Raw genomic sequence first — 13,177 nt, 5'->3', positions numbered from 1 at the left:
ATTGTATACTTGAAACTTTTTGACAAAACATGAATTAGTTTGTATATTTTATAGTAGAATTTACACTACAAAATCAAAGTTATTCAAATATAATCATTTTCAACTAAGTTCAGTGTCATAATGTAGAGACGATATAAAATAGTAAAAGTACTTAATTTAAATCGTGTTAATTTCACTTTGTGTAAACATGAGAAAATTTGAATGTAGATAATGATGGGAGAGGATTTGTAATGATCAGTTTAGAGCTGTTGTCTGAAGAAAATAGTTTAGACGTCTATTCTTTTGAAAAAGAAAATCGAGAGTATTTTGAACGAAATTTATCTCCTAGACCAGCTAACTATTTTGAGTCAGAAGTTTTTAAAGAAATTACGAGGGAATTGTTAAGGGAACAAGAGAATCATGATGTCTACATGCATCTTATTAGAGATGCACAAGGAGTTATGGTCGGAAGAATCAATTTGAGTGTTTTAGAGAATAATCGAAAAACAGCAGAGCTTGGGTATAGGATTGGGGAAAATGTTAGCAATTTAGGTTATGCCAGCGAAGCGGTTAAACTCGTTTTAGAAAAAGCCTTCACGACTTATGGTTTCAATAGAATCATTGCAGGAACGGCAACAGGTAATCTAGCCTCTCAGAGGGTGCTTTTAAAAAATGGCTTCATCTTTAGTAGGGTTATAGAAAATGACTTACAAATTCATAATGAGTGGCTTCATACAGCAGTATTTGAAATAACGAGGTCATAATATCATCATTCCCAGTCCACAGATAGGTATAAAAGAGTAAGCAATTTTTGCAGATATTTAAGAATTTTCTCCTAGAAACCCCAAGAAATAGCTTGAAAAAATTGAAAAAATCAAGTCGTTTCTATTGACAATGATTCTGAAAGTGTTATACTAAGAAAGTAGTTTCGCTGATTTACTTCAAACCTGTTGTGAGGTAAGTTAACGATGCCTTAACCACGCTGTTTGCTGAGCTTGACTCCGGGCAGTGTGGCTATTTTTTTGCAATGGTGAAAGGAAGCAAGTCATGACAAATCACATTGTATTATTTGAACCACAAATTCCACAAAATACAGGCAATATCGCGCGTACTTGCGCTGCGACCAATTCTCCCCTCCACATCATCAAGCCAATGGGCTTTCCTATTGACGACCGCAAGATGAAGCGAGCTGGATTGGATTATTGGGATAAGCTAGAAATTTATTTTTACGAGAGTTTGGAGGATTTCATGTCTCAGATGAAGGGCAAACTTTATCTGATTTCTAAATTTGCTGAGAAAGTGTATTCTGATGTGGATTTATCGACTAACGAAGACCATTATTTTCTATTTGGACGTGAAGACAAGGGCTTGCCTGAGGACTTTATGCGAGAACATCCTGAGAAAGCTCTCCGTATTCCTATGAATGATGAACATGTCCGCAGTCTCAATGTGTCTAATACCGTCTGCATGATTGTCTATGAGGCTCTCCGCCAGCAGAACTTTGCAGGTCTTGAGCTTGTTCATACCTATGAAGTGGATAAATTGAAATAAAAAATGAAAATGAAAATGAACAAAATGCTTGCGCTTGCAAGCGTTTTTTGTTATGATAAAAGAGTCTTCAGGGCAGGGTGTGATTCCCGACCGGCGGTAAATTTGACGATCTATTTTAGCTTTCTCGTCGTTGTCTTGTCTCGATATACTTTAAGTATTATCTTCGACTGCGACGCCTAGATAAATCTAAAATATCTTAGTTAAATAAGTCCGCGAGCGCAAGCTGATGTGGTGAGATTCCACAACCGACAGTATAGTCTGGATGGGAGAAGACGAAAGAATAGCTTTGTCTGTTCTGATAGATTTATAGCTAAATTGTAACCGTTTGCTCAATAGAGTGCGAGGGAACTTTTGGGGTATAAAAAGTGAGAATAGATAGGGGAATCCTTTCTAACTTCTTCTGATTTTATAGAAAATTGGAGGAACCTGTTATGACAAACACACGTCGACTTTCGACCATTGCGATTCTATCAGCCATCTCATTTGTGCTGATGTACTTTGACTTTCCGCTTTTGCCAGCGGCGTCCTTCCTCAAGATCGAATTTAGTATCTTGCCAGTCCTTGTGGGTCTGGTGGTCATGGATTTGCCTGCTGCTCTAGGAATTCTCTTGCTTCGCTCACTCTTGAAATTGCTTCTTAATAGTCAAGGAGTGAATACTTACATTGGTTTGCCGATGAATATCGTAGCTTTGGGAGTTTTTGTCATCGTATTTGCTTTGATTTGGAAAAAGGAACGGACAACCCTTCGTTTCCTACTAGGCTCTCTAGCTGGGACTATTGGTTTAACCGTGGCTATGTTGGTTCTCAATTATGTTTATGCTGTTCCTTTGTACGCTAAGTTTGCTAACTTTGATATTGGAAAAATTTTGGGACTTTCCAACTACCTAATGACCATGGTATTACCTTTTAACTTGATTGAAGGAGTAATCTTTTCCGTTTCATTCTGGTTGTTGTATATTCTCTTGAAACCAACTTTAAAACATTATGAGAGATAAACAAACATTTTTAATGAAGGGCAGTTTTGCCCTTTTACTTTTCGTTATTCTTGGCTATATGGTCAAATTTTACCCTGAAACGCTGGTCGGTTTTGACCAACCGATTCAGACTGCAGTTCGAGGAGACTTGCCAGATTATTTGACTATTCTTTTCCGAGCCATCACACGCTTGATTGATATTCCAGTGATTATCACTTGGGTTGTCATTACAGCTTTTGTCTTTTATCGTAAGCGGTGGAAGATAGAAAGTTTCTTCATGCTGGGAAATCTGGCTTTGGCAGGTCTTTTAATCGTGACCTTTAAAAATATTTACCAGCGCCCACGACCAGCTATTTTACACTTGGTTGAGGAGAAGGGATTTTCTTTCCCAAGTGGCCATTCTCTGGCTGTGACGCTGATGGTAGGGACTTTGATTGTTATTCTTAGTCAGCGGATTAAAGATTCGGTCTGGAGAAAAATCGTACAAATCGTCCTTGGCCTCTACCTAGTCAGTGTGTTGGTATCAAGGGTCTATCTGGGAGTTCATTATCCATCAGACGTTCTTGCCAGTCTCTGTGTGGGCTTGGGAGTCTTGTTTATCGAGTTTCCCTTCTATGACAAGCTACGCTTCCAATGGCGATTTAAAGGCAAGCAGAAGTGAGTATCAAATTCCCTTGAGGAGAAAGAAATGAAAGTCAATATAGCAGATCTTCATCCGACTCAACTATACTTATCAGAAAAGAAGTTGCAAGATATTCAGATGCTTTACCAGTCGGCAGAAAGAATCCAAGTCGATCCAATCAGTATTCTTGCCTTTGGAGATTGCTTGTTGATTACAGATGGGCATCACAGGGCTTATCAGGCTTTATTGGCAGGTCGGGATACGATTTCTGCTGAGTTTGATAGAGATGGTGGTGATGAACTATATCATCTCTATGCGCAAGCCTGCGAAGAAAGAAAAATTTACTCTGTTCTGGATTTAAAAAATCATATCTTAGCTCAAGATGAGTATGAAGCAAAATGGTATAACTGGTGTGATGGTTTTAATCAAGCAGCAACTCTTTTGTTGAAAAGGAAAGCAGATGAAACAGGCCTTATAAATAGGTAGTGCATTGTGTCTTGTTCCTTTTTATACTGAAATTAGTCTAATCTAACTTGTTTTTTAACTAAAAATCTGATAAACTATGTAGTAATTGAATAGAAATCTGCAAGACTAGTAACTCAAGGGAAGTATATCAGGGAGGAGAGCCGTGACTGCAAGCTCTCTATATGAAAGCTGGGTGAATTCACTTGCGCATGGATTTAGAAATGAAGGTCTGACTTGTCAGATGAAAACGGATGGTACCGCGTGTCAACGCTCCGAGTGGAGTTTTTGGCATGTGGTTTTCTTTTTATCTACGAGCGACTGATGGAGGAATTATGTCAACTATTGAAGAACAATTAAAAGCGCTTCGTGAAGAAACGCTGGCTAGCTTGAAGCAGATTACTGCTGAAAATAAAAAAGAGATGCAAGATTTGCGTGTCTCTGTCCTTGGTAAAAAGGGATCGCTCACTGAAATCCTCAAAGGGATGAAAGATGTCTCTGCTGAGATGCGTCCGATTATCGGGAAACATGTCAATGAAGCGCGTGATGTCTTGACAGCAGCTTTTGAAGAAACTGCTAAGCTTTTGGAAGAAAAGAAAGTTGCAGCTCAATTAGCAAGTGAGAGTATCGATGTGACCCTTCCAGGTCGTCCAGTTGCGACTGGTCACCGCCACGTCCTCACACAAACCAGTGAAGAAATCGAAGATATCTTCATCGGTATGGGTTACCAAGTCGTGGATGGTTTTGAAGTGGAGCAAGACTACTATAACTTTGAGCGTATGAACCTTCCCAAAGACCACCCAGCTCGCGATATGCAGGATACTTTCTATATCACTGAAGAAATCTTGCTCCGTACCCACACGTCTCCAGTTCAGGCGCGTGCTATGGATGCCCATGATTTTTCTAAAGGTCCTTTGAAGATGATCTCGCCAGGGCGTGTGTTCCGTCGTGATACGGACGATGCGACTCACAGTCACCAGTTCCACCAAATCGAAGGCTTGGTTGTTGGGAAGAACATTTCTATGGCAGATCTTCAAGGAACCCTGCAGTTGATTGTCCAAAAAATGTTCGGTGAAGAGCGTCAAATCCGTCTGCGTCCATCCTACTTCCCATTCACAGAGCCATCTGTTGAGGTGGATGTTTCTTGCTTCAAGTGTGGTGGAGAAGGCTGTAACGTATGTAAGAAAACAGGTTGGATCGAAATTATGGGGGCCGGTATGGTTCACCCACGTGTCCTTGAAATGAGTGGTATCGATGCGACAGTTTACTCTGGATTTGCCTTTGGTCTTGGTCAAGAGCGTGTAGCTATGCTCCGTTACGGAATCAACGATATCCGTGGATTCTACCAAGGAGATGTCCGCTTCTCAGAACAGTTTAAATAATGATTAGAAAAGTAGAAAAGGCAGATGTTGGGGTGTTGTCCAAAATTGCCAAACAAACCTTTAGTGAAACATTTGCTCATGATAATACGGAAGAGCAGTTACAGGAATACTTTGAAGAGTCTTATAGTCTGAGAGTTTTGTCAACTGAGTTGGAAAATCCAGAATCCGAAACCTATTTCATTATGCATGAAGAGGAGATAGCTGGTTTTCTCAAAGTCAACTGGGGAAGTGCTCAGACTGAGAGAGAATTAGAGGATGCTTTTGAAATTCAACGCCTCTATGTGCTACAAAAATTCCAAGGATTTGGACTAGGTAAGCAATTGTTTGGATTCGCTCTTGAACTTGCTACAAAAAATAGTTTTTCTTGGGCTTGGTTAGGTGTTTGGGAGCATAATACAAAAGCTCAAGCATTTTATAATCGATATGGTTTTGAAAAATTTAGCCAACATCATTTTATGGTTGGTCAAAAAGTAGATACAGATTGGTTACTGAAAAAGAAATTAAGGTAAGAAGATGATTCTTCTATTGAAATGATAGGAAAGGAAAATAACTAGAGTGACAACTGTCATTCTGGAAAACTAAATTATGCTTGTATCTTATAAATGGTTAAAAGAATTGGTGGACATTGCTGTGCCATCACAAGAGTTGGCTGAAAAAATGTCAACCACAGGGATCGAGGTCGAAGGTGTGGAATCACCTGCTGCTGGTCTCTCAAAAATTGTCGTCGGTGAGGTCTTGTCTTGCGAAGATGTGCCAGAAACTCACCTCCATGTTTGTCAGGTTAACGTTGGCGAAGAAGAAGCCCGTCAAATCGTCTGTGGTGCACCGAATGTGCGTGCTGGTATCAAGGTTATGGTGGCTCTTCCAGGAGCTCGCATCGCTGACAATTACAAGATCAAAAAAGGGAAAATCCGCGGTCTTGAGTCACTTGGAATGATCTGTTCACTTGGTGAATTGGGAATTTCTGACTCAGTTGTGCCAAAGGAATTCGCAGATGGCATCCAAATCTTGCCAGAAAATGCCGTTCCAGGTGAGGAAGTCTTCTCATATCTAGACTTGGATGATGAAATCATCGAACTTTCTATTACACCCAACCGTGCAGATGCCCTTTCTATGCGTGGAGTGGCTCACGAAGTGGCAGCTATTTATGATAAGGCAGTCAACTTTAAAGAATTTACTCTAACAGAAACTAATGAAGCTGCGGCAGATGCCCTTTCTGTCAGCATTGAGACAGACAAAGCGCCTTACTATGCCGCTCGTATCTTGGATAATGTGACTATCGCACCAAGTCCACAATGGTTGCAAAACCTTCTCATGAACGAAGGAATCCGTCCAATCAATAACGTAGTGGACGTGACCAACTACATCCTTCTCTACTTTGGTCAACCAATGCACGCCTTTGACTTGGATACCTTTGAAGGGAGTGACATCCGTGTGCGTGAAGCGCACGCTGGTGAAAAATTGGTGACCTTGGATGGCGAAGAACGTGACTTGGACGTGAATGACTTAGTTATCACTGTCGCAGACAAGCCAGTAGCCCTTGCAGGTGTCATGGGCGGTCAAGCAACAGAAATCTCTGATAAATCTAGTCGTGTCGTCCTTGAAGCTGCAGTCTTCAACGGAAAATCTATCCGCAAGACCAGTGGTCGCCTCAACCTTCGTTCTGAGTCATCTTCTCGCTTTGAAAAAGGCATCAATGTGGCAACAGTCAATGAAGCCCTTGATGCGGCAGCTAGCATGATTGCAGAACTTACAGGTGCGACGGTGCGTAAAGGTATCGTTTCAGCGGGTGAGCTTGATACCTCTGATGTGAAAGTTTCTTCAACTCTTGCTGATGTTAACCGTGTCCTCGGAACTGAGCTTTCTTATGCTGATGTAGAAGACGTCTTCCGTCGTCTTGGCTTTGGTCTTTCTGGAAATGCAGATAGCTTTACAGTCAGCGTCCCACGTCGCCGTTGGGATATCACCATCGAAGCGGACCTCTTTGAAGAAATCGCTCGTATCTATGGATATGACCGCTTGCCAACCAGCCTTCCAAAAGACGATGGTACAGCTGGTGAATTGACTGCGACACAAAAATTGCGTCGCCAAGTTCGTACTATTGCTGAAGGAGCAGGTTTGACAGAAATCATCACCTATGCTCTAACAACTCCTGAAAAAGCAGTTGAGTTTACGGCTCAACCAAGTAACCTTACTGAACTCATGTGGCCAATGACAGTGGACCGTTCTGTCCTCCGTCAAAATATGATTTCTGGTATCCTTGATACGGTGGCTTATAACGTAGCTCGTAAGAATAAAAACTTGGCCCTTTATGAGATTGGAAAAGTCTTTGAACAAACTGGTAATCCAAAAGAAGAACTTCCAAATGAGATTAATAGCTTTGCCTTTGCCTTGACAGGCTTGGTTGCTGAAAAAGATTTCCAAACAGCAGCAGTTCCAGTTGATTTCTTCTATGCTAAAGGAATCCTTGAAGCCCTATTTACTCGCTTGGGACTAGAAGTGACCTATACGGCAACATCTGAAATCGCTAGCCTTCACCCAGGTCGTACAGCTGTGATTTCACTTGGTGACCAAGTTATTGGTTTCCTTGGCCAAGTGCATCCAGTCACTGCTAAGGCTTACGATATTCCAGAAACGTATGTAGCGGAACTTAACCTTTCAGCCATCGAGGCTGCCCTTCAACCGGTTGCTCCATTTGTGGAAATCACGAAATTCCCAGCAGTCAGCCGTGACGTTGCCCTTCTCCTCAAGGCAGAAGTCACTCACCAAGAAGTTGTAGACGCTATCCAAGCTGCCGGCGTGAAACGTTTGACAGATATCAAACTCTTCGACGTCTTCTCAGGCGAAAAATTGGGACTTGGTATGAAGTCAATGGCTTATAGCTTGACTTTCCAAAATCCAGAAGACAGCTTAACGGACGAAGAAGTCGCACGCTACATGGAAAAAATCCAAGCTTCTCTCGAAGAAAAAGTCAATGCAGAAGTGCGTTAAAGCATCAATCCATCCTTCGGGGTGGATTTTTTTTTCTAAATAACAATTCAGGATCAAAAATGGACAGTTGAGGAGCGGAAGGTATAAATTAAGTTTGCTACTGTATAATGGATTTATCACTAAAAACGCTCCAGGCCATATTTTACACAACAATAGCCTTCTAAAAATGGACAGGAATCATTGTAAAGGCTATCAAAAAGGAGTATAATAAGTGCAAGACATTTCGGAGGTGAAAGATGCTAGAAGTAAGAAGTCTAGAAAAAAGTTTTGGACCCAAGCAAGTTTTGTTTGGTATTGACTTTCAAGCGCGACCAGGTCGTATTTTGGGACTAGTCGGGAAAAATGGTGCTGGGAAGACAACGATTTTCCACAGTATTTTGAAATTTTTAGAATACCAAGGAGAGATTAATCTGGATGGGCAGGATATTCGTCAGGAGACCTATGCTCGGATTGGCTATCTGCCTGAAGAACGCAGTCTCATGCCTAAATTGACAGTCCTGGAACAAGTTCGCTACTTGGCTACTCTAAAAGGTATGGATGCCAAGGAAGTCAAGGAAAAACTCCCTCAATGGATGAAGAGGTTGGAAGTGAAAGGAAAGCTGACAGATAAAATCAAGAGTCTGTCAAAAGGAAATCAGCAGAAGATTCAGCTCATTATTACTCTGATTCATGAGCCAGATTTGATTATCTTGGATGAGCCTTTCAGTGGATTGGACCCAGTCAATACAGAATTGCTCAAACAAGTCATTTTTCAGGAAAAAGAGCGCGGAGCAACCATTATCTTTTCTGACCATGTCATGACCAACGTCGAGGAACTTTGTGACGATATTTTGATGATTCGAGATGGCCGTGTGGTCTTGCATGGACCAGTTCAAGATGTTCGCAATCAATACGGGAAAACACGTCTCTTTGTTTCAAGTGAACGAAGTAAGGAAGAATTGGAAAACCTTCCTCATGTCAAACAGGTGAGCTTGACCAAACAAGGCAGTTGGAAATTGATCCTAGATGACGAGAGCGCTGGAAGGGAACTCTTCCCAATCTTGACTCAGGGGCAATATATCGCAACTTTTGATCAACAAGCGCCGACAATCGATGAAATCTTTAAACTAGAATCAGGGGTGGAAGTATGAGAAATATGTGGGTTGTAATGAAGGAAACCTATCTTCGACATGTTAAGTCATGGAGTTTCTTCTTTATGGTGATTTCGCCGTTCCTCTTTTTAGCCTTATCTGTAGGAATTGGCTACCTCCAAGGGTCTTCTATGGCCAAGAATAGCAAGATAGCAGTAGTAACAACAGTGCCATCTGTGGAAGAAGGGCTCAAGGGTACTAATGGTATCAACTTTGATTATAAGGATGAAGCCAGTGCCCAAACTGCTATCAAGGATGAGAAAATCAAGGGTTACCTAACCGTCGACCAAGAGGACAGCGTCATCAAGGCCGTCTATCATGGTGAAACCTCTCTTGAAAGTGGCATCAAACTAGCTGTAACCAATAGACTAAATGAACTGCAATACCAACTCAATCGTTCGGCAGCTAATTTGTCTCAAGAACAGGAAAAACGCCTGAGTCAAACCGTTGATTTTACTGAGAAGATTGATGAATCTAAGGAAAACAAAAAAATTGTTCAAACCATTGCGGCCGCAGGGCTTGGTTTCTTCCTTTATATGATTTTGATTACCTATGCTAGTGTCACTGCTCAGGAAGTGGCTAGCGAGAAAGGAACCAAAATCATGGAGGTGGTCTTCTCTAGTATCCGAGCTAGTCATTATTTCTACGCTCGCATGCTGGCTCTGCTTCTTGTGATTTTGACCCATATTGGCATTTACGTCGTGGGTGGACTTGCTGCCATTCTTCTCTTTAAAGACCTACCAATCTTGGCACAATCTGGTATTTTAAACCATATAGGAGAGGCTTTCTCGCTCAACACCTTATTGTTTGTCTTGGTTAGCCTCTTTATGTACGTTGTTTTAGCAGCCTTCCTAGGTTCTATGGTTTCTCGTCCTGAGGACTCAGGAAAAGCCTTGTCGCCTTTGATGATTTTGATTATAGGTGGTTTTTTTGGAGTGACAGCTCTAGGTGCAGCTGGTGACAATCTCATCTTGAAGATTGGTTCATATATTCCCTTTATTTCGACCTTCTTCATGCCATTTAGAGCCATTAATGGCTATGCAAATGGGTTAGAAGCTTGGATTTCGCTTGCGATTACGATTGCTTTTGCAGTAACTGCAACAGTCTTTATCGGACGTATGTATGCTAGTCTCGTTTTGCAGACAGATGATTTAGGTCCTTGGAAAACCTTTAAACGTGCCTTATCTTATAAATAGAAGAGCCTCGCGAAAGCGAGGTTTTTTAGAGACAAAAAGAGTGGAATTTAGAAAAATATTTTTCATATCTATTGACTTTTAGGGGTGAAATTTGGTATGATAGTAGGCGGTATTGTTTACCCCATTTGAAAGGCCCCGGAACCTTCCAAATACTTTTCGATGGGAAGGAACACCCATCACCGTAAACAAAAATCGAACTATATATAGGAGAAATCATGAACAAAACAACATTTATGGCTAAACCAGGCCAAGTTGAACGTAAATGGTACGTAGTTGACGCAACTGATGTACCACTTGGACGTCTTTCTGCAGTAGTTGCTAGCGTACTTCGCGGAAAAAACAAACCAACATTTACACCACACACTGATACAGGTGACTTTGTAATTGTTATCAATGCTGAAAAAGTTAAATTGACTGGTAAAAAAGCAACTGATAAAATCTACTACACTCACTCAAACCACCCAGGTGGATTGAAACAAATCTCTGCAGGTGAACTTCGTTCTAAAAATGCAGTACGTTTGATTGAGAAATCAGTTAAAGGTATGCTTCCACACAATACTCTTGGACGCGCTCAAGGTATGAAGTTGAAAGTATTTGTTGGAGCTGAGCACACTCACGCTGCACAACAACCAGAAGTTCTTGACATTTCAGGACTTATCTAAGGAAAGGAACAATAAAGTATGTCACAAGCACAATATGCAGGTACTGGACGTCGTAAAAACGCTGTTGCACGCGTTCGCCTTGTTCCAGGAACTGGTAAAATCACTGTTAACAAAAAAGATGTTGAAGAGTACATCCCACACGCTGACCTTCGTCTTGTCATCAACCAACCGTTCGCAGTTACTTCAACTGTAGGTTCATACGACGTTTTCGTTAACGTTGTAGGTGGTGGATACGCTGGTCAATCAGGAGCTATCCGTCACGGTATCGCTCGTGCCCTTCTTCAAGTAGACCCAGACTTCCGCGATTCATTGAAACGCGCAGGACTTCTTACACGTGACTCACGTAAAGTTGAACGTAAGAAACCAGGTCTTAAGAAAGCTCGTAAAGCATCACAATTTAGTAAACGTTAAAACTTATTTAAACTTATTGAAAGCATTTCGTATCAAAAATACGGGATGCTTTCTCTGTTCACCCCAAATTTTTGTAACTAGGTGATACTTGAAATTAATACAAATTTGGTTGTTTTTGATAAATCTAAGCAACACTAAATGATGAAGTGAAAGGGGATGAATCTTTGATAGTATTCATTTATTGTGAAATATGATATATTTATTAATTAGATGGATGAATACTTCTAGAGTTAAATATAGCATAATAGGGACAGACTTTTTGGTTTATTTTTGTTTGTAGTCGGATTATGAAAGAATATCCAATATTATGCGATAAGATAGAATGTTACAAAAAAGAAAGGGGATGCAATCCGATGAAGAAAGACAGATTAATTGTATTGACAGATGCTGTTCTAGCAATTATTATGACCATCTTGATTTTAGAGTTAGAAAAACCAACAACACCAAGTCTTGAAGCTTTTTGGGATTTACGGCAAAATTTCTTTGCTTGTTTTCTTTCCTTTTTCTGGTTGGGATCGTTATGGATGGCACTAAACACATTATGGGAAAAGGTTGAGAAAATTTCCTCAGAAATTATTTGGTGGAATTTGTTTCTACTCTTGGAGCGGCAGGAGTTCTCTTTGGAGAATTTCATGCCATCCAAGATACCAGTCTGAATGATGTGGTGGACCGGATCTATATAAATGTCAAGGATTTACCGTTTCAGTCCTTGGGAGCTTTAGCTAATATCCTGTCTGATGTTAAGAAGGGACTGATTCAAGACAGTCATATCTGGTCTTTCTTCCAGTCATTTTTCAAACAATATCAGTTGATAATCAGCTTAAATCAGATCTATCAGTTTGTCTATCTTTCTCTGATGGAGATCATGTCCTATCTTCACTTTGATTATTGGAAAAAAACGGCTCGGTCAGGAGCTAGTATGAATAAGGAGAACAAATGAAACGTTTAAAAATGTTATGGCATATTATGCAGGTTACGGGTTTTACTCGGTTTGCTCTGAGTTTTGTGACCTTTGTTTTTGGGTCAGGAGGCGTGCTTTTCCTAGTTGAACCTGCTATCACAAATTACGGAGACGGTCTTTGGTATGCTTTTGTGACTTCGACGACTGTCGGCTACGGGGATCTCCTAGCTGTGACCTTGATTGGAAGGATTACCAGTGTCTTCTTGACGATTTATGGGCTCATATTTTTTGGCTGTTTATCAGCTGTTATTTTTAATTATTATACCAATTTAAATAAGGAAAGAGGAGAGGACAAATGACTGCCAATTATTCAACACGGGAATACCGTGAGAAATTATACGATGACCTTCATGTTCGATTGAGAGATACAGCGATTTTGATGTGTGCAATTTTTATTGCCTCTATCGGACTAAATATGAATTCAACAGCTGTCATTATAGGAGCCATGTTGATTTCACCTCTCATGACACCGATTGTTGGACTGGGATTCGGTTTAGCTATTTTTGATACGCGTTTAATCAAGCAATCTCTAGAGGTTTTATTGACTCAAGTGTTGGTCAGTTTGCTTGTCTCGACTCTGTATTTCTGGATTTCTCCCTTGTCTTATGCAAGTAGCGAGTTGATTGCACGAACCTCTCCAACCATTTGGGATGTCCTCATTGCTATTGCTGGTGGGATTGCTGGTGTGATCGGTTCAAGGAAAAAAGAAGCAAACAATATCGTGCCAGGAGTAGCCATTGCTACAGCTTTGATGCCGCCTATCTGTACTGCTGGCTATGGTTTAGCTAATGGGAATGTACGATTTTTATTGGGGGCTCTCTATCTTTTCTTGATCAACTGTGTCTTTATCATGCTA

Annotated in this window: 16 protein-coding genes and 1 riboswitch; all 16 genes read left to right on the top strand. The window is 40.8% G+C overall.

What is annotated here, in order from left to right; all coding sequences use genetic code 11:
* Positions 1-230 precede the first annotated feature (230 nt).
* Positions 231-743 (top strand): GNAT family N-acetyltransferase, encoded by a 513-nt coding sequence (locus ADJ60_RS00130; RefSeq protein WP_049542533.1) that lies wholly within the window; start codon positions 231-233, stop codon positions 741-743.
* Positions 744-1,026: 283 nt separating this feature from the next.
* Positions 1,027-1,530, top strand: a complete 504-nt coding sequence (locus ADJ60_RS00125) for a tRNA (cytidine(34)-2'-O)-methyltransferase (protein ID WP_000181383.1) — start codon at positions 1,027-1,029, stop codon at positions 1,528-1,530.
* 59 nt (positions 1,531-1,589) lie between these two features.
* Positions 1,590-1,808, top strand: a riboswitch (FMN riboswitch).
* Positions 1,809-1,961: 153 nt separating this feature from the next.
* Complete coding sequence (locus ADJ60_RS00120; RefSeq protein ID WP_000185822.1) at positions 1,962-2,525, top strand: ECF transporter S component; 564 nt, start codon at positions 1,962-1,964, stop codon at positions 2,523-2,525.
* A complete protein-coding gene (locus tag ADJ60_RS00115) occupies positions 2,515-3,165 on the top strand; it encodes a phosphatase PAP2 family protein (RefSeq protein WP_049542531.1) in 651 nt (216 codons plus the stop codon). Before ADJ60_RS00120 ends, ADJ60_RS00115 begins: the two co-directional genes overlap by 11 nt.
* Before the next feature lie 27 nt (positions 3,166-3,192).
* Positions 3,193-3,612: a chromosome partitioning protein ParB gene (locus ADJ60_RS00110; RefSeq protein ID WP_049542529.1), complete on the top strand. Its 420-nt coding sequence runs from the start codon at positions 3,193-3,195 to the stop codon at positions 3,610-3,612.
* 311 nt (positions 3,613-3,923) lie between these two features.
* Positions 3,924-4,970: a phenylalanine--tRNA ligase subunit alpha gene (gene pheS, locus ADJ60_RS00105; RefSeq protein ID WP_031237702.1), complete on the top strand. Its 1,047-nt coding sequence runs from the start codon at positions 3,924-3,926 to the stop codon at positions 4,968-4,970.
* Entirely contained in the window at positions 4,970-5,479 is a 510-nt protein-coding gene (locus ADJ60_RS00100) for a GNAT family N-acetyltransferase (protein ID WP_000619938.1), read from the top strand. The genes pheS and ADJ60_RS00100 overlap by 1 nt, the downstream gene beginning before the upstream one ends.
* A gap of 76 nt (positions 5,480-5,555) precedes the next feature.
* On the top strand, positions 5,556-7,961 hold the full coding sequence (pheT, locus tag ADJ60_RS00095; RefSeq protein ID WP_049542527.1) for a phenylalanine--tRNA ligase subunit beta: 2,406 nt from the start codon (positions 5,556-5,558) through the stop codon (positions 7,959-7,961).
* Between the two features lie 236 nt (positions 7,962-8,197).
* Entirely contained in the window at positions 8,198-9,091 is an 894-nt protein-coding gene (locus ADJ60_RS00090; protein ID WP_049542525.1) for an ABC transporter ATP-binding protein, read from the top strand.
* On the top strand, positions 9,088-10,287 hold the full coding sequence (locus ADJ60_RS00085) for an ABC transporter permease (RefSeq protein ID WP_049542523.1): 1,200 nt from the start codon (positions 9,088-9,090) through the stop codon (positions 10,285-10,287). Before ADJ60_RS00090 ends, ADJ60_RS00085 begins: the two co-directional genes overlap by 4 nt.
* A 215-nt stretch (positions 10,288-10,502) precedes the next feature.
* Positions 10,503-10,949, top strand: coding sequence for a 50S ribosomal protein L13 (rplM, locus tag ADJ60_RS00080; protein ID WP_001044624.1), 447 nt, complete (start codon positions 10,503-10,505; stop codon positions 10,947-10,949).
* Between the two features lie 18 nt (positions 10,950-10,967).
* Positions 10,968-11,360: a 30S ribosomal protein S9 gene (gene rpsI, locus ADJ60_RS00075; RefSeq protein WP_000075973.1), complete on the top strand. Its 393-nt coding sequence runs from the start codon at positions 10,968-10,970 to the stop codon at positions 11,358-11,360.
* 353 nt (positions 11,361-11,713) lie between these two features.
* Positions 11,714-12,016 (top strand): TMEM175 family protein, encoded by a 303-nt coding sequence (locus ADJ60_RS10850; RefSeq protein ID WP_004240734.1) that lies wholly within the window; start codon positions 11,714-11,716, stop codon positions 12,014-12,016.
* Positions 11,941-12,300: a hypothetical protein gene (locus ADJ60_RS00070; RefSeq protein ID WP_231088896.1), complete on the top strand. Its 360-nt coding sequence runs from the start codon at positions 11,941-11,943 to the stop codon at positions 12,298-12,300. Before ADJ60_RS10850 ends, ADJ60_RS00070 begins: the two co-directional genes overlap by 76 nt.
* Positions 12,297-12,620, top strand: a complete 324-nt coding sequence (locus ADJ60_RS00065; RefSeq protein ID WP_000825751.1) for a potassium channel family protein — start codon at positions 12,297-12,299, stop codon at positions 12,618-12,620. Before ADJ60_RS00070 ends, ADJ60_RS00065 begins: the two co-directional genes overlap by 4 nt.
* Positions 12,617-13,177, top strand: a 561-nt coding sequence (locus tag ADJ60_RS00060) for a DUF389 domain-containing protein (protein WP_049542515.1), incomplete at its 3' end; no start/stop codon positions are given. The genes ADJ60_RS00065 and ADJ60_RS00060, both read left to right, overlap by 4 nt.

Origin of the sequence: Streptococcus pseudopneumoniae (assembly GCF_001076775.1) — a bacterium.
In the GTDB taxonomy this organism is placed as follows: Bacteria; Bacillota; Bacilli; order Lactobacillales; family Streptococcaceae; genus Streptococcus; species Streptococcus pseudopneumoniae_G.
This window is presented reverse-complemented; position numbering and strand designations above follow the sequence as displayed.